Consider the following 22,208-nt stretch of genomic DNA (forward strand, 5'->3'; position numbering starts at 1 on the left):
CGCACGCACGAGACCTCCAGTCACTCACCCGCCGTCACTTCTTCAAGCAGGCGGGGTTCGGCATCGGCGGGGCCGCGCTCGCGTCGCTGATGCAGGAGCGCCTGCTGGCGCACGCCGCGCAACAGCTGGCGCCGACGATCGCGCCCAAGGCCAGGCAGGTCATCTTCCTCTTCATGGCCGGCGCGCCGTCGCAGCTCGACCTGTTCGACGACAAGCCCGCGCTGCGCAAGTACGACGGCCAGGAGATCCCGGCAGACATCGTGAAGGGCGAGCGGTTCGCCTTCATCAAGGGCGCGCCGCGACTGCTGGGATCGCCGTACCAGTTCCGCCGGCACGGCCAGTCGGGGCACGAGATCTCCGACCTGCTGCCGCACACCGCCGCCATCGCCGACCGCATCACGATCGTCAAGTCGATGTCGACCACGCAGTTCAATCACGCGCCGGCCCAGATCTTCATGAACACGGGCCACCAGATCCTCGGCCGGCCGAGCATGGGCTCGTGGCTGTCGTACGGTCTCGGCGCGGAGTCGAAGGACCTGCCGGCGTTCGTGGTGCTGCTCTCCGGCGAGAACAATCCCGACGGTGGCAAGTCCTGCTGGGGCTCGGGATTCCTCCCGACGACACACCAGGGCGTCGAGTTCCGGAGTGGCGCGGATCCCGTGTTGTTCGTGTCGAATCCCGACGGCGTGGACGCGCCGCTTCGACGAGCCTCGCTCGACGCGATCAAGGATCTCAACAGCCTGCAGCAGTCGGCCGTTGGCGATCCGGAGATCGACACGCGCATCGCCGCGTACGAGCTCGCGTATCGCATGCAGACGAGCGTGCCCGAGTTGACGGACATCTCGAGCGAGCCGGCGTCGATTCACGAGTTGTACGGCACGCAGCCTGGCCAGACGTCGTTTGCCAACAACTGCCTGCTCGCACGACGCCTCGTCGAACGCGGCGTGCGGTTCGTGCAGCTCTATCACCGCGGCTGGGACACGCACGGGTCCGGCTTCGGCGACGACGTGATCGAGAAGCTGCCGCGCCTGTGCCGTCAGACCGACAAGCCGGCCGCGGCGCTGGTACGCGATCTGGATCAGCGCGGCCTGCTCGAGTCGACGCTCGTCGTGTGGGGCGGCGAGTTCGGGCGCACACCGATGAACGAGGCACGCAACGGATCGAAGTTCCTCGGCCGCGATCACCACCCACGCGCGTTCACGATGTGGATGGCCGGCGGCGGCATCAAGCCGGGGATCACGTATGGCGAGACCGACGATCTCGGCTACAACATCACGAAGGATCCGGTGGAGGTCCACGATCTCCACGCGACGATGCTGCACCTGCTCGGCGTCGACCACGAAAAGCTGATCTACCACTTCCAGGGACGCCCCTTCCGCCTCACCGACGTCAGCGGCAAGGTGATCACGGGCCTGCTCGCGTGAGCCTGTCGCGCGGTCGATCGCCGAGCGCGGCCGTTGCGCCGGCGTGGGTGGCGCTCTGTCTGTGCGCGCTGCTCGTCTCGTCCTGCGGAAGACCGGCACCACGCACGGCGCCTGGCACGACGGCATCGCGTCAGCAGCAGGTGACCATTTCGGTGGTCGCCACCACCGACGTCCACGGCCGGATCGGGAGCCTGCCCTGGCTGTCCGGTCACCTGAAGAATCTCCGCGACGTGCGACGCGCCCACGGTGGCGACGTCCTGCTCGTCGACGCGGGCGACATGTGGCAGGGCACGCTCGAGTCGAACCTCGGCGAAGGCGCGGCGATGGTCCGCGCGTACAACGCGATCGGGTACCACGCGGCAGCCATCGGCAACCACGAATTCGACTTCGGACCGGCCGGCGCGCAGACGGTCCCGCGCAAGCCGGGCGACAACCCGACAGGCAACATCGAGGTGCGCGCCAGGCAGGCGCGCTTCCCGCTCCTCGCCGCCAACATCGTCAGGCGCGATGGCCGGCCGTGGACACCGCCCAACGTCATGCCGTCGACGATGATCACGATGGCCGGCGTGCGCATCGGCCTCGTCGGCGTGACAACGGCGGGAACGCGACAGAGCACCGACCCACGCAATCTCGTCGACCTGGAGATCCTGCCGCTGCGCGATGCGATCGAACGCGAAGCCACGCAGCTCCGCCAGGCAGGCGCCACCGTCATCATCGTCCTCGCGCACGCCGGTGGCGGGTGTACGAGCTTTGCCGACGCCGAGGATCTGTCCGCGTGCCGAACGCAGGGCGAGATCTTCCAGGTCGCGCGCGCGCTCCCGCCTGGGCTGGTCGACATGATCGCCGCGGGCCATGCGCATGACGGCATCGCGCACCGCGTCAATGGCATTCCCGTCGTGGAAGCGTACGAACGCGGACGCGGGTTCAGTCGCGTGGACCTCGCGATCGGACCTGACGGCCGTGTGACGCACGCAACGATTCATCAGCCGCGTCCGCTGTGCGACGGCGTCACGTGGGAGGACGTGCGTCCGTGGGATCCTGCCGCGTGCGCGCCGCCGGCGTACGAGGGGCGGCCCGTGATGTACGACGCGCGCATGGAGGCGGCGGTACGCAAGGACCTCAGGGCCGCGCAGCGCGCACGCGAGGAACCCCTCGGCGTGACCACCGAGCGCGCGTACCTGCACTCGACGCGCGACGAGTCGCCGGCGAGCCATCTGGTCGTCGATCTGCTGAAGGCCTCGTACCCAGACGCCGACCTCGCGTTCTACAACGCCACGGGGACGCGCGCGAGCCTGCCGCCAGGTCCGATCACATACGGCGCGCTGTACGCACTCCTCCCCTTCGACAGCGTGGTGGCCACGGCGCGGCTGCGGGCAGGCGCGATCGGCGAGGCCATCGTGCGCGCCGTGACGCGCGGACCGATCCCCATCATCTCGGGCGTGGAGGTGGACGTGACGTGCGTGGCCGGCGCGCCGCACGCGGCGATCCTGCGCAACGGTCGACCCGTGCCTGACGACACGGTACTGACCATGGTGACCAGCGAGTTCATCGCGGCCGGGGGTGCGGGATATTTCCCCGACATGGAGCGGCAGTTCACGCTGCGGCTCGACACCCCGATGCGCCAGTCGATCGTCGCGGCGCTGCGAGCCATTGCCAAGGATCCCGACCCGGACGCCCTCACCCGCGTGGACCGCGACAGCAAACGCATCCGCGTTCCCGGCAACACCTATCCGGTGCGCTGTACGCCGTAGTACGGCACCGGGCACCGGGCACCGGATTGAACGACGTCGACTCGGTGTACCAGCCGGACTCCATCCGACGGTTACGCGTTGTGGGTGGTCAGCCTCGCAGCTGGCGCAAGGCCGCGGTCCAGCGCGCGAGCTCTCTCAGCATCGCCTTGGCGGACGCGTCGAGGCGCTCGTCGGACACGAATCGGCCATCCGCGTCGAGGCGCGTCGTGAACATCGGAATGCACACCGCTTCGGCGATCGGCACCATGCGGAGCGCGGTCATCGTGAGCTTCGTGTCCTGCTGGGCACGCAGGCCGCCGGAGATGCCGCCGTAGCTCACGAACGCCGCGGGCTTGTACGCCCATTCGGTCGACAGGTACGTGAACGCATTGAGCAGGCTCGGCGGCGTACTGAAGTTGTATTCCGGCGACACGAACACGAAGGCGTCGGCCCGATCGACGGTCTCGCTCCAGCGGATCGTGTGCGGATGCACGTACTTGCGCAGTCGAGGGTGCTCAGGCTCGTCGAACACCGGCAGGCCGACCTCGGCGAGATCCACCATCTCGATGTCGAACCCTTCGAAGGCGCGCGCCTGCTGCTCGAACCACGCGGCAACGGCCGGTCCCTTGCGAGTCGGCCGCGTACTGACGATGACGATCTGAAGAAGAGGCATGGACGCTCAGTATGGCAGTTTGACGAGCCACGCTTCGTGCACCCGCGAGAACTGTCGCCAGTTCCTGTCGCTCTCGTCGATGTCGTCGAAGGTCAGCACGACCCGCCGGCTGCGCACGGCATCGGCCGGCACATCGAACTCCTTCGGGTCGCCGAGCGTCGTCGAGTCGTGTCGTGGCGTGACGGGCACGCCGTTGATGCGCAGCCGCACCGCGCCGTTGCCGTTCAGTCGCACCACGTAGCGCGCCAACGGATCGATCTGTTCGTAGACCAGCGCGATCGGCCAGCGCAGGCTCACCTGCCACGACAGGCGTTTGCGACTGCGCCCGCTGTCCTCCCACTGGACGTGCGGCATGGGACCGTCTTCGAGCTCCGGTGGATTGGCGCCGCTGATGCGTGCCTTGCGCACGCGCGGCGACCGCCCCACGTGACCGAGATCGTCGTAGAACCCGCCAGGTCCGGGCGACTCCCACCGCGCGAGGGTATCGAGTCGCGCGACGCGCGCCGGTTCGTCGGGCAAGGCGAGCGCCTTTGTCATCTCGTCCTCGAGCCACCACCTGTTGTTCAGCGGGAAGTCGAGGAAGTCCAGCACGGCCCCGCGTTCGGTGCCGCTCGCCTGGTAGTTCGGCGTGTCGAGCTGCATGCCGATCGACGTGAACAGCGCCTTGCCGAGCGCGAGCACACGCGTGCGCCACGCGTCGTACGGCGGCGCCGGCGTGTCGGCCTCGGACAGGATGGACCGCGCCTTCGCGACGGCCGCCATCGCGCCAGTCGTGCCCGCTTCCGCGAGTGCGGCATTGGCACCCTGCTCGATGGTCGTCTCGCGCAGGAGGCGATGCCGCAGCGCCGCGTCGTAGTACGCGCGCAGGAGCGCCTGTTGCCAGCGCCAGTTGCCGGCGAGCGCCGGCGCGTCTGTCTCGAGACGTTGCCATGACAGCAGCGTGCCATCGACGGCGCCGTTGGTCGCGAGCGGCCCTTCCCAGTTCTTCTCGAGTGCAAGCAGGCCATCTGCGGCGCGCTCGGCCACGGCGCTGCCGAAGAACAGCCGCGTGTAGCCGAGGACGATGTCGCGCGGCGTCTCTGCCGGCGACCACGCCTTCCGGCTCCAGATCGCCTTGTTCACATCGTCGTTCACGCCGTCGGAGTAGCTGATGAACCCGTCGGTGTGCGACGCGATGCGATCGTGAAGCGTCGCGTAGAACACGGGACGCGGATTGATCGGCTCGCGACCGAGCGTGAAGGCGAACGCCGGATCCCAGTCGGGCACGACGTACTGCGCGCGAACGGCGTGCGTCACGTCGGGGTAGTCGCGCAGGCGATAGCGCGGGTGCAGGCGCGCGCGCGTGATGGCGATGGGCGGACTGCTCGGACCGGCCACGAGCCCGCCGAGCCACCAGCGCGGCGTGTCGTTGATCTGCGTGTAAATCCAGTCGATCTGCGCGGCGCTGAACCATTGCAGCGACAGCCAGACCTTCGCGTTCGGGTGGTACTTCCGCACGCGCGTGGCGACGTCCTCCAGATACGGCAGCACGAGTTCAGGCGCGTTGTGACCCGGGTCGCCGCCCGGAACGAAGATCGCGTCGAGGCGCGGCATCTTCGCAAAGAGCGCGTCGAGCGTATCGAGGGCCTCGACTCGCTTGGGCGCGTCGGCGAGATCGAAGTCGGCAGGCGTCCAGATCCAGTAGTCGAGGCCGTACTTCTGGCAGACGCGGCTGATGGCGACGTTCATCGCTTCGCGCGACAGCGTGAAGTGCGGACTCATCCGCGTGTCCTGCAGCGGGATGTTCTCGATGCTGTTGGCACCAAAGAGCGCGAGCTCGCGGATGTAGCGGTCGTAGCGCGCCTCGTCCCACGCGTCGTAGGTGTTCGAATGTTGACGATACCCGAGCTGATGCCCGCGTATCGCATAAGCAGGAGACGACGAGATGTCGAGCGGGATGGGGAGTCCGGTCGTGCTCGACGAGCTGCCGCCGGGTGTCCATCGCAGCGTGCGCAGCAGTTGGCCGACGCCGAAGAGCGCACCACGCGCGTCGGCGCCGTTCACCCAGACCACACGCTTGTCGCCGGTCGACGTGGCGGTCAGGTGGAAGCCCTCGGGGCGCTTCGCGCCGGCGCCCGACCGCGGAACGGCCGGCGATCCGGCCCACGGCGTGCTGCCTGACTGGAGTCCCGCGGCGACGACGATCGCGGCACGACCGTCGGAAGGCCACGTCTCGACGATGGCGGGCCGCGCGCCGAGGCGTGCCTCCAGTTCTTCCTGGAGCACCTGCGCCGCCATCCGCTCGGCTGACGGTGCGTTCGGCCTGACGACGATCGTGCCGGGCACGAGCGGGATGAGGTCTGGCGACGCCGCCGCGGCCGTGAGGGGCGCGAAGAGGAACGCGGCGACGAGAGTGGCGAGGCACCGTCGGAGCTGTTGCACGGGTGCATCCTACATCTACCGATCTCGGTAGTGCGCGACGTTCGGCTCCGCTCAGGTCGTCCTGAGCCTGCCCCAAGGGCGCAGGGCAGACCCTGCCGTTCCCGTTCCTCCAGCAGCAGGGCGTACGGCCCGGCGATCCGCGATGGGGCGGATGACGTCCCGGCGGGACGGCCCCGTGGCGCGCGGGGAACCTGCCGGCGCGAGCACTCTCAGAGGCCGCTCGTGGTGCGCGCGCTCATCGCGTGCCTGCGATCAGGCGATCGAGCGCCGCGAAGATGCGGTCCTCGACAGACGTGTCGAACGGCCCCGGCTGCACGTAGTACAGGAGCGCGCCGCCGCCTTCATACCCGCCTTCCTGCAGGATGCGACGCGACGGCACGTAGCCGAAGACGTCGTTGGCGTAGCCGACGGGCCAGATGTTGGCGTCGGGGTGTTCGCGCCGCAGGCGGAGCGCGTAGTCCACCACCACTTCCCCACCGATCGCGACGAGCGTCACGTCCTTGCCGATGCGCCACACCTGCAATGGAATGCCGTGCGCGCGGGGCAGGCGTCCGTCGCGGGCCGAGATGCGATCCATCTCGCGCGCATGACGCGCCACGTAGGGATCGGCGAGCCCGAAGCGCGCCTTCCACTGCTCGGGCGTGAGCGCCGCTTCGAACGGCAATTCAGTCACGCCATAGGCGGCACGGGCGTCGCCGGTGACGGGCGTCAACGTCGACAGGGCTCCGCTCACCGCGCGCGCCAGTTCCTCGCCGTGCCGCTGCACGTCGTCGCGCGTGCCGCGCGGTTTCGGATTCGCATCGGCACCGCACCCGGACATGAAGAGCGCCGTCACACCCGGATTGGCTGCCTCGATGGCGGCCTGCGCAACGCCGGCATAGTCGCCGTGCCACTCGACGTTCTCGGCAGACAGCGTGGTGTTGTGACACGCGTAGCTGAAGAGCACCGCTCTGGCACGACCGCCGACGTCCACGCGCAGCACCGGTACGCGATGGTCGACGGGACCGTTCTCGCCGAACTGCACGCGGCGATTCGCGGCAAAGGCGGCGGTCGTCGCGCCGGTGTGCAGCGTGGCGGGCGCGAGCGCGGCGATCGCCTTGCCGATGACGCCGACGATCTGATCCTCGAGCGTCGCGGTGTAGGCCTCGATGTCGCGCACCTGCTGTGGCGTGACGTCGTAGGCCACCATGAGCTGCGCGTCGACCACGGGACCGCTGTGCGTGTGGCTTGCCGCGAGCAGCAGGCGTTCGCGCGCCAGGCGATGCGCCTTCGCGACGCGCGCGCTGATGCGAGCGGCCATGCCGTCGGTCACGCCGAGCAGGTCGAGCGTCACGACGACGAGGCGCCGGCCGCCGGCGTCTTCGAGTGCGAGCGCCTTGGCGTGCAGGGGCATCGCGGTGCCCTGCGACGGCCGCGTGCGCGCCGCGAATCCCGCCATCCAGAGCGATGACGTGGGCGTGATGTCGGCAACGGCCACGCCCGCGCGCCAGCGGGCCGCGGACACGCGAATCGAAGAGAGCGGCGCCAGTGCAGCGGCAGAAAGGAACGCGCGACGATCGATGGTCATGGCAACGAGCCGGATCTTATGCCATCGCATGCGCACCAGCGTCAGCGGCGGCGTGCGACGAATGCGGGGCCGGCGGCGGTGTGGAGCGTGAGGACGCCTGCGTCGCTCAGCTCGTACCGCGCCAGGTTGCGTAACGCCGTGAGGAACGCCGCTTCCTGCGCCATCAGCGGTGCCTCGCACCCGCGCAGCGACGCGATTGGCATCGTGATCGTGAGGCGATCGCCCGTGATCGCGTACGCTGCGCTGTACGTGTTGCACGACGTCGACCCTGCCACCCGTCCGTCGGCCCCGAACGTCATCGTCACGCGCGAGGCTTCGACGATCGGGCCGCCCTGGATCTGCTCCACGAACCATATGCCACCGCGCAGGCGCGCCAGCGGGTCGCCCTCGTCGCGCGACGGGGTCGTGAGGCGGCGGATGAGGATCGTCTCTTCCGCGTCGTACGGCGTGCCGTCGGTGCGGAACACTTCGTGGAACCACACCGACGGCTCGCGATCCACATACGGGCGGCGCCACGAATCCCACGGCAGGTGCGTCTGGGCCTTGCCCTGTACGAGGCCCCAGTTGATCGCGCCAACGCCGTGCCGCTTCAGGATCGGCAGCGATCCCTGGAACGTGCTGCCGTTGCCGCGCGCCATGTACTCGGTGCAGATGATGGGCCGCTTGTAGGTCTGCAACTGCGTGATGCGGGCTTCCAGCTGCGCTGGCGGGTCGTAGCTGTGGAAGCTGACGATGTCCGACAGCGCGAGCTGCAGGCGGTCGATGGCGGGCAGGTCGAGCATCTTCGACCAGTCGCCGCCGCGCCACAACCCGCTCGTGATGGGCTGCGTGGGCGACGCGGCGCGCGCCCACGCGAATACCTGCGGCAGGAGCGCGAGCACGAGCTCGCCCTTGTTCTTCGGCTCCAGGCTGCTGTAGGCAGGCTCGTTCATGTTGTCGACCTCGTTCCAGAGATCCCACGCGAGCACGCGCGCATCGTCCTTGAAGCGGCTGACAACGGCCTTCACGTATGTTTCGAGTCGCGGCCAGTGCGAGGGATCTTCGAGCGCGACCTTGCCGGGGCTCTGCAGCCAGCCCGAGTTGTGCACGCCAGGACGCGGCGGGCGCTGCGGACCGAGCGCGGGGAACGGATCCCATACGGAGTCGAACAGCACGAGCATCGGCCTGATGCGATGCTTCTGCGCGATGGTCAGGAACGTGTCGACGCGGCGCAGGAAGCCTTCAGGATCCTGCTGATATGCGAGGTCGTGCAGGAACACGCGCATCGTGTTCATGCCGATCGCGGCGGCCCATCCGAGCTCGAGATCGATGCGCTTCGGGTCGAACGTGTCGGCCTGCCACATCTCGAGTTCGTTGATCGCCGTCGCCGGCACGTAGTTCGCCCCGACGAGGAACCCCTGCCGCGCATACCACTCGTTGGCACGTGCCTCGGTCCACCTCTCCGACGCCCACGCCGTAACCCCCAGTACGTGCACGGCCACCAGCAGCCCCGTCAGTCGCCCTGCAATCCCGATTGTCGACATGCAGGGGACTGTAACAGGGAATGCCGACCCGCCCGTCTACCAACCGCCGAAGAGGTCGTCCCAGCAGGCAGCGACTTCGGCGCGCTGCGCGTCCGGGATGGAAGGCGTGAACGGGAGGGCGTCGGCACAGGCCATGGCGTCGAGCCACGTGGCGACCGCCGAGACGTCGCGGGCGATCACCGACGCCGACACGCGCGACAGGTCATCGTCGGGACGATGATGGAAGAAACGGCCGCCATCACAGTTGACGCGATAGTGGAACGCGCCGGGCAGCCCCGCGGCGATGAAGGGAAAGTGGTCCGCGTACGGCACGACGGCGGTCACCGTCTGGTAGTACATCCCTTCGCCCCTGAAGTACGGCCTGAACGACGTCTCGAAATCAGGGTGCGCGTTGACGTAGACCTGCAGCCAGCCGAGCGGCGAGCCATAGCTGTCCAGGTTGTACATGCAGCGCCCGCGGCTCGACACCTCGTCGCGGTGCGCGCGCACGTACGCGGCCGATCCCACCGACAACTGTTCTTCGGCGCCGAACGAGATGAGCCGCACGGTGCGACGTCGCGCTCGCGGTGCCAGCAGGCGCGCCAGTTCCATCACGCCGACCACGCCAGACCCGTTGTCGTCGGCGCCCGGCGATCCGGCCTGCGTGTCGTGGTGCGCGCTCGCGTACAGGATCTCGTCGGCCTTGTCGGTACCAGGCAGATCGATGACGACGTTCTGCGACGTCGCGGGGACCATGCCGCCCACGACGCGGCACCGCGCGGCCGTGGCGCCGTCAACCACCCACTGCCAGGCATCCTGATGCGCGACGTTGAGTGTCGGCACCGCACCGATCGCGGCCGTGTACGCCGGGAACATCCCGTCGGCCAGCGGCGTGGCGCCCGGGTACCGCGTATCGACCATCAACAGGAACGCCGGCTGCGCCGCCATCAGCCGCGCGTACGCGGCGCGCGACTCGATATGGCACCCGAGGTGGATGACGGCCTTGCCGCGCACGTATGACAGGTCATCGCGCTGATAGTCGGTCGGCGTGAGCACGACGATGTCCGCCGTGCGCCACTGGCCATCGGTACCGGGCGTGCTGCTGAACAGCGAGCACGGATACGCGCGCCATGTCTCGCCGATCCGGATCTCGAGCTGCTCTTCGGACACGGCGCGCGCCCGGACGGGAAATGTCTCATCCCACGCGTCGGCGCCGATATCGGTGGCGGCGCGGCGCACGAGATCCGCAGCTGCAGCTTCGACAGGCGTGCCGGCCAGCCTGACCCCGATGTCTTCAACGAGCACACGGAGGTCGGCGGCGATACGAGCAGGAGAAGCGGACAGCATCAGACGGAAGTCAAGGGGAAGGAAGGACACGCAGGGAGGGCCGGGCTCGGAGAGCCCGGTCCTCCCTATCCCGTGCGTCAGAACGACACACGCACGCCGAGCTGCACCTGCCGCGGGTCGCCGGTGCTGGTGATCGTGCCGAAGGCGTTCGAGCTGAGATTGCCGTTCGGGGGGTTGAAGTTGCTGCGGTTGAGAAGGTTGAACGCCTCGGCGCGCACCTCGATGCGCGTGTTGGTGCCCACCGGCAGCGTGAAGCGCTTCTGGAGCGCGAAATCCACCGTCCACTGATTCGGCCCGCGGTACCTGTTGCGCGGGGCGTTGCCGAACGGGCTCCACGTGTCGGGCACCGACAGTGCCGTCCGATCGAAGTAGCCCGTGATCGCGCTGCGATCGCCGTACGCGTCGCCGTTCAGGTTCGGACGATAGTTGGTGGCGCCACGGAAGTCCTGCGTGATGCCCGACACCTGCGCGAGCGCAGCCGGCGTGTACGTGAAGGTCACCGGATCGCCCGCCACCACGAAGCTCACGAGTGCCATCTGCCACCCACCAAGCAACGCGTCGACAAACGCCGACGCGTTCCCGAGGTACTTGCGCTCACGTCCGACCGGGACGTCCCACACCACGCTGCTCGTCCAGTTGAACGGCTGGTTGTAGCCCGAGATGCCCCAGTCGCCATCGGGGTTGTTGAAGTCCTGGATGCCCGGCGAGTTGCCGTTGGCGTTCTCGAGCGAGCCCGCGCCGTTGTCGCGCGCGCGGGAGATGGTGACGGCGTTCACCAGGAACAGGCCACGGCGGCGCGTCTCGGTCTTGAACTGGAAGCCGTGGTAGTCGGAGCGGCCGCCGTTCCACGCGTACGTGATGTCACCGAAGCTCGTGATCGGACGACGCGCCTGCAGCGGCGTGTTCTCGCCCTGTGCGTTGGGCCGCGCCTGGTTGTAGTTGGCCAGTTGGAGCAGCCCGTCCGCCTTGTTGCCGACATACGCGACGTCGACGATGGTGCCGGCGAAGATCTCGCGCTGCGCGGAGATGAACCAGCTGTTCACGCGGCTCGCCCCGTAGTTGCGCGGCATGTAGGTGACGTTGGCCGCGGCCGGATTGAACTGGCTCGAGTCGTTCCAGCCGATGGGGAAACCGTCCTGGTACATGCGGTACGTGGCCGCATTGGGGTTGTTCTGCACGGCCACGGCGTTGATCACCTGCGGACCGTTGATGGGCAGGATGTTGGCGCCGCCGGCGCGCTGGAAGTGGACGTACGAGGTGCCGAACCCGCCCCGCACCACGGTGGTGGGCGTGACCGAGTACGCGAAGCCGAGACGCGGAGCGAAGTTGTTGCGGTCCGGCGCGATCGTCGTCCGATCCTCGAGCGAGCCGTCACGCGCCATCACCATCGAGAGCGTCGCCGGATCGAAGTTGGAGAGGACGTTGTTGGCCTCCCAGTGCGGCGTCGCGTACTCGTAGCGCAGCCCGACGTTCAGCGTGAGGTTGCTGTTCACGCGGATGTCGTCCTGGATGTAGGCAAACTGCATGTTCTGCCGGATGTCGGCCACGAGGATGTTGCTGAGTCCGTACTGCGACTGGTAGCCGAACATGAAGTCAGACAGGTTGTAGATGTTGTTGGCAGCCACACCCGTCGGGCGCGTGAACTGGCCCGAGAAGATGTTGGTGCCGTAGAGCGGATTGACGTCCTGCACCTGGGTGTTGATGCGCTGGAACTCGTATCCGAGCTTGATCGACTGCCTGCCGCGTACCACCGAGTAGTTGATCTTCGGGTTCCACACCTTCGGGTACTGCCATTGCGGATTGGTCGCCTGTCGGCCGAGCGCCGTGAACCCGGTGATGGTCAGCGTGGGCAGGCCGCCCACCACGCGCGGGTCGGTCGGCAAGCCGGTGATGCCGTACGCGTCGAGCGCGCTGGCCGTGCCGAGTCCCGGCGGGTTCTTGCCGCCTTCCGTGCTCGACCACCCGAAGCGCAGTTCCACCAACTGCGTGCCGCCAGGCATGTACGTGGCGCCGAGCGCCAGCGCGCGGTTGCTCACGTACGTCGTGCCGTTGCCAGCGCCGCCGGACGGCAGCGGCAGACCGGACTCCTCGACGATGTCCGTGTCGCGCCAGCCGTAGCGGCCGAAGAGCGACAGCTTGTCGGTGAACTTCTGATCCAGCTTGATGTTGAACTTGTTGGTGCGGTTGGTCGCGAGGATCGTCGCGCGGTAGTTGTTGGCGGTGCCTGGTCCGGTGGGCGCGGGCAGATCCGAGAGAATCTTGCGCGCCGCCGCCGTCATCGGCAGGGGCGTACCCGCCGGATACACCTCGCCACTGCGCGGGTCGCGCACGGCCACGCTCATGATGCCCTGCCGCTGCGTCATGTCGGGGATCGACGACTGCGCCACGGTGGCGCGGTCCTGCCGCAGCCCTTCGTAGTCGGTGAAGAAGAACGCGCGGTTGCGCAGCACCGGCCCACCGAACACGAAGCCGTACTGGTCGCGCGTCATCTTGGGCTCCATGCCCACGGCGGGCTTGAAGAAGCCCGTGGCGTTGAGCGCGGGATCGCGGCGGTACTCCCAGGCCGCACCGCTGAAGCGGTTCGTGCCGCTCTTGTACGCCACGTTGATGGTGCCGCCGCCGCTGCGCCCGTATTCCGCGCTCATGTTGTTGGTCACCACGCGCATCTCGACGATCGCGTCGGGCGGCGGCTGGATCACCTGGTTCGAATACCCCTGGTTGCTGGTGCCGTAGGCGTTGTTGTCGATGCCGTCCAGCAGGTAGTTGTTGTACGTGCTGCGCAGGCCGTTGATGGTGAACGACCCCTCGCGGCCGGTGCCTTGCGTGTTGTTGATCGTCGAGCGCCTGACGCCGGGCGACAGTTGCACCAGCGCCGAGTACTCACGGCCCGGGAGCGGCAGGGCGACGGCCTGCTCCGAGGTCACGACGGAACTGCGCTGGCTCGAATCCTTCTCGAGGCGCAGGCCCGTGGCCTGTACTTCGACAGATTCCGCGAGCCCGCCGACGCCGAGCGTGACGTCGACGCGCTGGCGATTGCCGATGGCCAGGGCGATGTCCTGCACCACGGACGTGGCGAAGCCCTCGAGCTCGGCCTTGATCTCGTAGCGGCCCACGCGCAGGGTGAAGAACTCGTACGCGCCGCTGTCGTTGGTGGTGGTGACCTGCGAGACGTTGGTGTCGACGTTGCGCAGCGTGACGGTCACGCCTGGCAGCACGCCGCCACTCCTGTCCTGCACGGTGCCGGTGATCTAACCGGTTTCGAATTGGGCGTGCGCCGGCCACGCCCAACACAGCAGCAGGGCACAACACACGAAGAATCGTTGGATGGACACGTGAATCTCCTTCGGCGAACCGACTAAGGATGAGTGCGACAAACAGCCTCGCCGCGGGCCGTTCGCGTCCGATGCTCGCAAGCCGATGTCACGACCGTGCGACGGTGCGGTGATGGTCGCGCGACTATCGCGTCATGAGGCCGACGTGGGGCCGTTGTAAGCTGTGTCCATGCGCGCTCCCTCCTCACCTCTTCTCTTCGCTCTGGCCCTCGCCTGTGCCGTCGGTGGACTGCATCTGAGTCGTGTCGACGCGACGACGAGCGCCGTACAGGCCACGGGGACGTACGTGATCGCCCACCGTGGTGCCTCCGCTTACGCGCCAGAGCATACAGCCGCCGCGTACAGCTTGGCTATCCAACAGGGCGCCGACTACGTCGAACCGGACATCGCCCTGACCAGGGACGGCGTCTTTGTCAGCTCGCACGACGGCAGTCTCGATCGCACATCCGACGTCAAGGAGCGCTTCCCCGACCGCTTCACGGAAGTGAAGACCGGCGATCGCGTGCAGCGGCGCTGGCTCGTGGAGGACTTCACGCTCGCCGAGATCAAGTCGCTCGACGCCGGTTCGTGGTTCGACCCGAAGTTCAAGGGCGAGAAGATGATGACCCTCCAGGAGACGATCGATCTCGTGAAGGGCAAGGCGGGCCTGTTCCCGGAACTGAAGGTGCCTGGACGCCTGCGCGCGAAGGGCTTCGACCCCGAGCAGACGGTGGCCGACATCCTGCGCAAGAACGGGCTCGTGGGCGCGATGGTCAAGGGCCGCCCCGCCGTCCACATGCAGGTCTTCGAGGAGGACAGCGTGCGGCGGCTCGCGAAGCTCCTGCCCGAGGTACCACGCAGCTTCCTGCTCTCGGCCGCTCCAGGTACCGCGCGATGGCTCACGCCCGAGGGGCTCGCCGAGGTGAAGACGTTCGCCACGGGCATCGCACCGGCCTACCAGATCATCGACCGCGATCCCGACGTCGTGGTGCGGGCGCACGCCGCGGGGCTCACCGTCGTGCCGTACACGTTCATCCTGCGGCCGGCGACGACACCCAGCTATCCCGACGCGCCGCCCGCCGTGCGCCAGCAACTCGAGGCGCAGCTCCAGTCGCTGCCGACCACGCGCGAGGCCCTCACCGCGCAGATGCGCAAGTTCGTCGAGGTGTACAAGGTGGACGGGATGTTCACCGACTACCCCGACCTGTTCCCCCGCTGAACGTCATGGCCGCGACACGCACGACCCTCCCCACACGCACCGCGAGCCGGTACATCACGCGCCTCTGCGCGCACTGGCGCCACAAGTTCGCCGTGCAGGGCGACGACACGCAGGCGCTCATCCCGTTCGGCATCGACAACGGCAACGCCACGTGCCGCCTCGTGGCCGGCGACACGGGCCTGGCCGTCACCGTCGACGCCCCGGAATCCGATCTCGATCGCTGGGAGGGCGTCCTGCTCCGCCACCTCCAGCGATTCGCGCCGCGAGGCGAGGACCTGCGCCTGGAGTGGACCCGCGGCTGACGTCGACAACAGGGTCGGGCTCGGAGAGCCGACCCCACCACCGCGCGACGCCAAGGTAGGGCCGGCCCGCCGCCTTTCGGCAGGCTCGAGGCGACCTGAGCGGAGTCCAAGGTCGGGCCCGGCCGCACACCGCCTCATCGATTGACGCGGGGGGGATGCTCCCCTAGCCTTGCTCGGTGCGACGACCTGCCGGATTCGCGTTCTCCCTGCATGCGTGGATGGCTGTCACTGGCGTGGTGGCGGCCACGGCGCTGACGTTCGCGCAGCCGGAGTCTCCCTCACTCAGGAACGGTACGAAGCGATTCGCCATGCGCGTCGTGACAGCGGGCCTCGCGGATCCGTGGGAAGTGGCCTGGGGGCCCGACGGGATGCTGTGGGTGACCGAACGTCCGGCGCTGCGCATCACGCGCGTGGATCCAACGACGGGCGCGCACCACGTCGCGGCCACGCTCGACGGCACCGCCACGGCCGCCGGCTCCGGCGGCGTGCTGGGCATGGCGCTCCATCCACAACTGCTCCGCCACACCGGACACGACGAGGTGTACGTCGCCGTCACGTACATCGACATGGCTCGGCCTGCCGACCTGCGATTCAGCGATCCGGCGAGCCCGTTCCGCCACCTGTATTCGAAGGTGGTGCGACTGCGCTACGACGCGGCCACGGCCACGCTCGTCGATCCGGTCACGATTCTCGACGGCCTGCCGGCCGGCAACGACCACTACGGCATGCGCCTCGCGTTCGGTCCCGATGGCACGCTCCATCTCACGACCGGCGACCAGGGCGGCAACCAGCTCGGGAACTACTGCCACCCGATCTACTCGCAGCAACTGCCGACGCAGGCCGAGGTCGACGCGCGCGACTGGTCCGCCTACGAAGGCAAGACGCTGCGCCTCACCACAGACGGCGGCATCCCCGCGGACAACCCCGTCATCGGCGGCGTGCGCAGTCACGTGTACACGTACGGCCACCGCAATCCGCAGGGCATCACGATGGGTGTCGACGGCACGATGTACACCTCGGACCACGGACCCAAGTCCGACGATGAGGTGAACGTGCTGGTGCCGGGCGGCAACTACGGCTGGCCGCACGTGGCGGGCTATCGCGACGACAGCGCGTACGAATACGCGCGCTGGGGCGACTCGACGACGCCGTGCGCCAGCCTGCGCTTCAGCGATCTCGCCATTCCGTCGTCGGTGCCGCGCGCGCCCGAGTCGGCGTTCACGCCGCCCATGGTGGCGCCGCTCGCAACGCTGTTCACGGTACCCACCGGCCACGACTTCGAGGACCCGGCGTGCGGCGGCGTGCACTATCTCTGCTGGCCGACGGTCGCTGCGGCGAGCGTCGAAGCGTACGCACACCACGACGGCATCCCGGGATGGGACCGCGTGCTCATCGTGTCGGCCCTGAAGCGCGGCTCGCTCTACGTCGTGCCGCTCGACGCGTCCGGCCAGCGCGCGGTCGGGCCCGTCACGCGCGAAGCCCGCACGCGGAATCGCTATCGGGATACGGCGGTGCATCCAGACGGACGGACGATCTTCGTCGCGACGACGAGCGGCGGGCTCGTCGAGTCACTCACCGACCTTCAAGTTGCCAAGACCCGCGACAACGACGGCTCCATTCTCGCGTTCACATACGAGGGCGAAGCCGCCGGCACGAGCGCACCGGCCGTTGCCACCACCACAACGGCACGTCCCCCATCGTCTGCACGTCGCGTCGAACCGCCCCCCGCGCCGCGCGCGGCGCCGCGCGGACCGTCGCCGCCGTTCAGTGCCGCGCAGGTGGTCGCCGGCAAGGCGGCGTACGACACGTCGTGCGCGGTGTGTCACGGCGCATCGCTCTCGAACGGGACGTTCGGCACGCCGCTGGCCGGCGAGTATTTCAGGCGTCAGTGGAGCGGACGCCCCGTGGCGGATCTGTTCGAGAAGGCGCACGGCACGATGCCGCCCGCCGCCATCGGATCGCTGCCGGCGGAGACCTACGCCGCGATCCTGGCGTACGTGCTGGAGGTCAACGGCAGCACGCCTGGCGCGACGGACCTACCCGCAGACATCACACGCCTCCGCACCTGGCGCGTCCCGTGAACTGCACGTCAGCGACGTAGAGCCTCCGCCCATGCAACCGGGTCGAAGCCGACGAGGACCACGTCGCCGGCATCGACGAGCGGGCGCTTGATCAACTTCCCGTCCGCCGCGAGCACCGCGTATGCCTCGCCCTCGCTCATCGTCTTCAGCCGCTCCTTGAAGCCGCCGTTCCTGTAGCTCTCCCCCGACGTGTTGAAGAACCTCGCCAGCGGCAGGTGCGACGCGCGATGGAGGCGACAAAGCGTGGACGCCGACGGCGGCGCCGTCACGATGTCGACTGACGCGTAAGGAATCGCCTGCTGGTCAAGCCACTTCAGCGCGTTCCGGCAGGTGCTGCACTTCGGGTACTGGTAGACGGTGATGGCCATCGGTTCGACGGACTCAGCGGCGCGTGGGCGCTGCCGCGGCGGTCTCGTGCTTCTGGACGACGCCGCCCTTCATGACGAAGTGCACGCGTGTCATCGCGGTGATGTCGGCGAGCGGATCGCCCGGCACGGCGACAAGGTCGGCGATCTTGCCGTTCTCGACGGTCCCGAGATCCGCTTCCATGCCGATCACCTACGCGGCGCTCGACGTGGCGGCCTTGATCGTCTCCATGGCCGGCATGCCGGCCTCCGTCATGTAGATGAACTCTTTCCCGTTGTCGCCGTGCGGCGCCACGCCCTGATCGGTGCCGAACGCGATCTTCACGCCCGCCTTGTACGCGCGCCCGAAGGTGTCCTGGATCTGCGGACCGATGGCGGCGGCCTTCGGCCTGACTACGGCCGGGAAGTAGCCGTCGATCCTGGCCTTCTCCGCCACGAAGCGGCCGGCGCTGATCGTCGGCACATACCAGGTGCCGCGCTCCTTCATGGCCGCGAAGATCTCGTCGGTCATGTAGGTGCCGTGCTCGATCGAGTGCACGCCGGCACGCACGGCGCGCAGCATGCCCTCGGTGCCGTGCGCGTGCGCGGCGACCGTCATGCCGTAGTCTCGCGCCGTCTGCACGACGGCCTTCAGTTCCTCTTCTGTGAAGAGCGGCGCCTGTCCGCTTCTGGCGAGGCTGAGTACGCCACCGGTGGCGGCGATCTTGATGAAGTCGGCGCCGTCCTTGTAGCGCTGCCTGACGGCGGCGCGCATCTCATCGGGACCGTTGGCGAGCAGGACAGATGGAGCGAGACGTTCCTGGAGGTCGGCGATGAGACCGTTGGTGCCGTCGCCATGCCCACCCGTCGTCGTGACGCTGCCGGCGGCGAAGATGCGCGGGCCCACGATCCAGCCCTTGGCGATGGCATCGCGCATGGCGAGATTGAGCTTCTTGCCGGCGCCGCAGTCGCGGATCGTCGTGAAGCCGGCCATCAGCGTACGGCGCGCATACATCGTCGCGCGCAACGCGAGGTCCGCCGGTTCGAGATAGAACCCCTCCGCGTAGCCGGCCTGCCCTGACTGCTCCCCCGTCACATGGACGTGCATGTCCATGAGACCAGGCATCAGCGTGGCGGACCGCAGATCGATCACCGTGTCGCCGGGCCCCGGCGCGGTGTAGCCGTCGGCGATGCCAATGATGCGCTCACCGTCGACGATGACGGTGACCTGCGTGCGGGCGGAGTCGGCCCGTCCGTCGATGAGACGGCCGGCATGAATCAGCGTCCTCGCCGACGCGACCGCCGGAAACGCGGCGAGCAGGATGGTGGACGCAAGTGTGAGCAACAGTGAGCGAAGCATGGACACCTCGATGCGAGGCATCCTACAACGGCTCGCAGCTGAAAGGCTGAAGGCGTTCGGCATTCCGCATTCGGCATTTCAGATGGACGGCTGCGCCGGTGGATAGACGACCGTCCCGTCGGAACGCACGACGGCGCCGGGCGTGAGGGTCGCCGGCTCCACGCGCCCGGGCGCCATGATGTGAATCACTGTCTCGCCACGCGCGAGCAGGTAGTCGGCCACGATGCGGCGGTGGCACCGCCACCAGACGGCCTCGGAGCACATGATGGCGCAGCGCCGTTGGCGTCCATCGTCGATCAGGTGATCCAGGCCCTCGCGAAACTGCGACGAGAGGGCGTAGTCGGCGTACGAATGAAAGCTCTCGTGCGTCCAGAAGGCGTTGACCTCCGGTGGCACGTCACGGCTCCTGCCCCGGCGTCCACCGAGCGCCGTCAGGTGCTCGTACGAGATACCGGCACCGGCCAGCGCGTCCGGCAGCGTGTCCTTGTTGAACTGTGGATTGAATCGCGAACGCGGAATCGTGCGCACGTCCACGAGTCGTTCGATGCGCGACTCACGCAACAGGGCGATGAACTCGTCGAGGGGTCGAGTCGAATGGCCGATCGTGAAGAACGGCGGGACCGAGGCCTTCCTTGACATGTGACAAGCATCACGGCCTACGACGCGATGTACGTGGCGCTCGCCGAAGCCCTCGGCGCGCCGATCGTCACGTGCGATCAATCTCTTTCCAAGACACCGGGCCACCGCGCGCGAATCGAACTCTTTCAATGACACATGGTCGACGAAATGGCGAGGTCGGCTCTCAGAGCCCAACCGACAGACTTTGTCAGCGCGCGAGCGCTCGCCGATCTGCTCGAGACACCCGCGAGCCTCCGTTCCACCATCAAGCGGCGTTGACGAAATGCTCGCAGCCATTGCCGTGTACGCCGCGTGAGATGGACTGACCGAGCCGCAGTGACTGGGTGTGCTCGAGGCCAAGTCGCGTCCGGGGCCGCGAGGTCGTCCAGTTCGAGTTCGACAAGGCCATCCTCGACACGCCGGTCTTCGCACGGGTTCCTCTCGATCCCCGGCTCGGCTTCCACGAGGGGCGCCAGCACCCGGCGCAGGCACGCGACACGTTCGGCCTGTTCGCGGACGCGAGCCCCGATCGATGGGGACGCCTCCTCATGCAGCGGCGCCTCGAGCGCGATCAGCGGGCAGGGCGTGTCGAACCAGGCCGGCGTCTTTACGAATCGGACTACTTGCTCGGCGTCCATGACGCGCGTATCGCGGTGCCGGCGCCACGAACTGCGCAAGCAGCTGCGCAGGCGTCAGGAGAAGACCGAGCACCCACGCCGCCACGCACGCCGATCGCATCGGCATGCCGCGGGATTCTATCCGCGGAACCGGCCGGCCTTCCACGTGACGAGGCAATGGAGGCGGCGAGAATCGCACCCGTGCCCGATCACAGCAGCCGGAAGACAGCGGCGGCGATCAGCGTGGGCAGGATCGCGCCCGCGAACAGCCAGAGCGGCGACACCGCGCCTCCGAAGAAGCGTCCCAGCAGCGCCTGACCGGCCGGATTCGGGGCATTCGCGATCACGGTCAATCCACCACCGACGACGGCACCCTGGACGACGGCGAGCTTCAACTCGTGGCCGAGATTCGGCACGAGCGTGGCGAGATAGGTGATGAGGGCGTTGTCATTCACGGCCGTCAGTGCCGTCGCGCCGACAAAGAGCGGTGTCTCGCCCAGGCTGCCGAGCAGTGGCGCAATCCACCATCCCTGCAACCCGCCATGGATCACGAGACCTGCCAGGAAGAAACCGACCAGCAGCGGTGTCCGCAATTCGAGCTGGCTCTGATACGGCGACGTGGCCCGGGCAAACCCGAGGAAGAACAGGAACCCGCCGAGGAACATCGCCGGGTGGTGCGCGTTGATCACGGTCCACGCGATGAACGCCAGATGCACCGTCACGACCCACGGCGGCACCGGCAGCAATCCCCTGGCGGGGTCATCGGGCGACTCGATGTCGGGCTCCGGCGGGAGGGTCGCGAGGCCACGCAACTCGCGACGGAACAGCAGGAAGTACGCCACGGTCGACACGACGACGGCCGTGAGGGCGCGCCAGCCGAAGTGGCTGACCATGAAGAGGATGTCCCATTCCCACGGCCGCGCGACCATGAGCACGGGCGGCGCGGCGAAGTGCGTGAGCGTGCCGCCGATGGACACGTTCACGAACAGCAGGCCGAGTGTGGCGTACTTCAGGCGTGCGGACGGTTGCAGATCGTAGAACTGGCGCGCCAGCAGCAACGCGCAAATCGTCATCGCGGCGGGCTCGGTGATGAACGACCCGAGCGGCGGCCCGACGATCAGGATGGCCAGCCACCAGGCCGCGGGCGTCGCGCCACCAGCCGCTGCCACGCGACGAAGCGCGGCCTCCGCGAACCCCACGACAGGACGCGTGGACGCCAGCGCCATGATGACGACCACGAACATCGGTTCGGTGTAGTTGACCGTGTCACTGATGTAGTGCGTCGAGACGTCCCACCCCGCGTACAGCGCAATGGCCATCATCAGCACGAGCGCCCACAGGCCGAAGACGACTTCCACTTCGCCGAGGAAATGCAGCAACCCGGCCACCACGCTGGGGAACGCGGGACGACCGTGCGCGCGGGCGGCCTCGTCGTGCCGGTGCTGCACGCGGTGCGCCAGTCGTGCGAACCGCGCGGCGGCGAACGTGTGCAGGATGGCCAGCACGAAGATGCCCGTCGCCACCGCATTGAACGGCTCGATCGCCATCCGCGACAGCAGTTCACCGCCCAACGTCTGATCGGGCGAAGACGGATAGCTTGTGAGCGCGCGCGGGAACGCGGGCGCCTCGGTAGTCTCAGCCGTCACGACGACGCACTCCGGATCTGACGAGGTGCGGAACGAACATGTCGTC

At 68.2% G+C, this 22,208-nt stretch carries 14 protein-coding genes and 1 pseudogene; 5 read left to right on the plus strand and 10 right to left on the minus strand.

All coding sequences use genetic code 11. The features are described 5' to 3' along the window. Together IT182_01655 and IT182_01660 are read left to right on the plus strand one after the other, a co-directional pair. The coding region (locus IT182_01655; protein ID MCC6162035.1) for a DUF1501 domain-containing protein at window positions 1-1,424 on the plus strand (1,424 nt) is incomplete at its 5' end. Continuing rightward, on the plus strand, window positions 1,421-3,175 hold the full coding sequence (locus tag IT182_01660; protein ID MCC6162036.1) for a bifunctional metallophosphatase/5'-nucleotidase: 1,755 nt from the start codon (window positions 1,421-1,423) through the stop codon (window positions 3,173-3,175). The genes IT182_01655 and IT182_01660, both read left to right, overlap by 4 nt. An 88-nt stretch (window positions 3,176-3,263) precedes the next feature. Here IT182_01660 and IT182_01665 read toward each other — a convergent pair whose 3' ends face one another. The 6 genes from IT182_01665 to IT182_01690 all read right to left on the minus strand — a co-directional run bounded on the left by IT182_01665 (window position 3,264) and on the right by IT182_01690 (window position 13,879). After that, window positions 3,264-3,827: an NAD(P)H-dependent oxidoreductase gene (locus tag IT182_01665; protein MCC6162037.1), complete on the minus strand. Its 564-nt coding sequence runs from the start codon at window positions 3,825-3,827 to the stop codon at window positions 3,264-3,266. 6 nt (window positions 3,828-3,833) lie between these two features. Beyond that, a complete protein-coding gene (locus tag IT182_01670) occupies window positions 3,834-6,248 on the minus strand; it encodes a hypothetical protein (protein ID MCC6162038.1) in 2,415 nt (804 codons plus the stop codon). A gap of 235 nt (window positions 6,249-6,483) precedes the next feature. Further along, the gene (locus IT182_01675; GenBank protein ID MCC6162039.1) at window positions 6,484-7,815 is read right to left on the minus strand and encodes a neutral/alkaline non-lysosomal ceramidase N-terminal domain-containing protein; all 1,332 of its coding nucleotides are present in this window, start codon (window positions 7,813-7,815) and stop codon (window positions 6,484-6,486) included. Window positions 7,816-7,856: 41 nt separating this feature from the next. Further along, on the minus strand, window positions 7,857-9,338 hold the full coding sequence (locus tag IT182_01680; GenBank protein MCC6162040.1) for an META domain-containing protein: 1,482 nt from the start codon (window positions 9,336-9,338) through the stop codon (window positions 7,857-7,859). A gap of 36 nt (window positions 9,339-9,374) precedes the next feature. Then, a complete protein-coding gene (locus IT182_01685; protein ID MCC6162041.1) occupies window positions 9,375-10,664 on the minus strand; it encodes a M28 family peptidase in 1,290 nt (429 codons plus the stop codon). Window positions 10,665-10,741: 77 nt separating this feature from the next. Then, the gene (locus IT182_01690) at window positions 10,742-13,879 is read right to left on the minus strand and encodes a TonB-dependent receptor (GenBank protein ID MCC6162042.1); all 3,138 of its coding nucleotides are present in this window, start codon (window positions 13,877-13,879) and stop codon (window positions 10,742-10,744) included. Between the two features lie 286 nt (window positions 13,880-14,165). Here IT182_01690 and IT182_01695 point away from each other — a divergent pair, with 286 nt between their 5' ends. The 3 genes from IT182_01695 to IT182_01705 all read left to right on the plus strand — a co-directional run bounded on the left by IT182_01695 (window position 14,166) and on the right by IT182_01705 (window position 17,577). After that, window positions 14,166-15,194, plus strand: coding sequence for a hypothetical protein (locus tag IT182_01695; GenBank protein ID MCC6162043.1), 1,029 nt, complete (start codon window positions 14,166-14,168; stop codon window positions 15,192-15,194). Window positions 15,195-15,199: 5 nt separating this feature from the next. Then, window positions 15,200-15,496: a DUF2218 domain-containing protein gene (locus IT182_01700; protein ID MCC6162044.1), complete on the plus strand. Its 297-nt coding sequence runs from the start codon at window positions 15,200-15,202 to the stop codon at window positions 15,494-15,496. A 176-nt stretch (window positions 15,497-15,672) separates the two neighbouring features. Next, complete coding sequence (locus IT182_01705) at window positions 15,673-17,577, plus strand: PQQ-dependent sugar dehydrogenase (protein ID MCC6162045.1); 1,905 nt, start codon at window positions 15,673-15,675, stop codon at window positions 17,575-17,577. Window positions 17,578-17,585: 8 nt separating this feature from the next. Here IT182_01705 and IT182_01710 read toward each other — a convergent pair whose 3' ends face one another. From IT182_01710 to IT182_01725, 4 genes and pseudogenes are all read right to left on the minus strand, one after another. Further along, a complete protein-coding gene (locus tag IT182_01710; protein ID MCC6162046.1) occupies window positions 17,586-17,945 on the minus strand; it encodes an arsenate reductase family protein in 360 nt (119 codons plus the stop codon). A 13-nt stretch (window positions 17,946-17,958) separates the two neighbouring features. Beyond that, window positions 17,959-19,281: pseudogene (locus tag IT182_01715) on the minus strand (amidohydrolase family protein). Window positions 19,282-19,359: 78 nt separating this feature from the next. After that, complete coding sequence (locus tag IT182_01720; GenBank protein ID MCC6162047.1) at window positions 19,360-19,920, minus strand: DUF488 domain-containing protein; 561 nt, start codon at window positions 19,918-19,920, stop codon at window positions 19,360-19,362. 805 nt (window positions 19,921-20,725) lie between these two features. Next, the gene (locus IT182_01725; GenBank protein MCC6162048.1) at window positions 20,726-22,063 is read right to left on the minus strand and encodes a putative Na+/H+ antiporter; all 1,338 of its coding nucleotides are present in this window, start codon (window positions 22,061-22,063) and stop codon (window positions 20,726-20,728) included. Between the last annotated feature and the right edge of the window lie 145 nt (window positions 22,064-22,208).

The sequence above is a fragment of the Acidobacteriota bacterium genome, from assembly GCA_020845575.1.
Lineage (GTDB): Bacteria > Acidobacteriota > Vicinamibacteria > Vicinamibacterales > Vicinamibacteraceae > Luteitalea.

Bases quoted from the DNA above. Each gene is read 5' to 3' on its own strand.
- IT182_01675 (MCC6162039.1), bottom strand. From the start codon at position 7,815: ATGACCATCGATCGTCGCGCGTTCCTTTCTGCCGCTGCACTGGCGCCG.
- IT182_01725 (MCC6162048.1), bottom strand. From the start codon at position 22,063: ATGGCGATCGAGCCGTTCAATGCGGTGGCGACGGGCATCTTCGTGCTG.
- IT182_01685 (MCC6162041.1), bottom strand. From the start codon at position 10,664: ATGCTGTCCGCTTCTCCTGCTCGTATCGCCGCCGACCTCCGTGTGCTC.
- IT182_01695 (MCC6162043.1), top strand. From the start codon at position 14,166: ATGCGCGCTCCCTCCTCACCTCTTCTCTTCGCTCTGGCCCTCGCCTGT.
- IT182_01665 (MCC6162037.1), bottom strand. From the start codon at position 3,827: ATGCCTCTTCTTCAGATCGTCATCGTCAGTACGCGGCCGACTCGCAAG.
- IT182_01720 (MCC6162047.1), bottom strand. From the start codon at position 19,920: ATGTCAAGGAAGGCCTCGGTCCCGCCGTTCTTCACGATCGGCCATTCG.
- IT182_01700 (MCC6162044.1), top strand. From the start codon at position 15,200: ATGGCCGCGACACGCACGACCCTCCCCACACGCACCGCGAGCCGGTAC.
- IT182_01680 (MCC6162040.1), bottom strand. From the start codon at position 9,338: ATGTCGACAATCGGGATTGCAGGGCGACTGACGGGGCTGCTGGTGGCC.
- IT182_01710 (MCC6162046.1), bottom strand. From the start codon at position 17,945: ATGGCCATCACCGTCTACCAGTACCCGAAGTGCAGCACCTGCCGGAAC.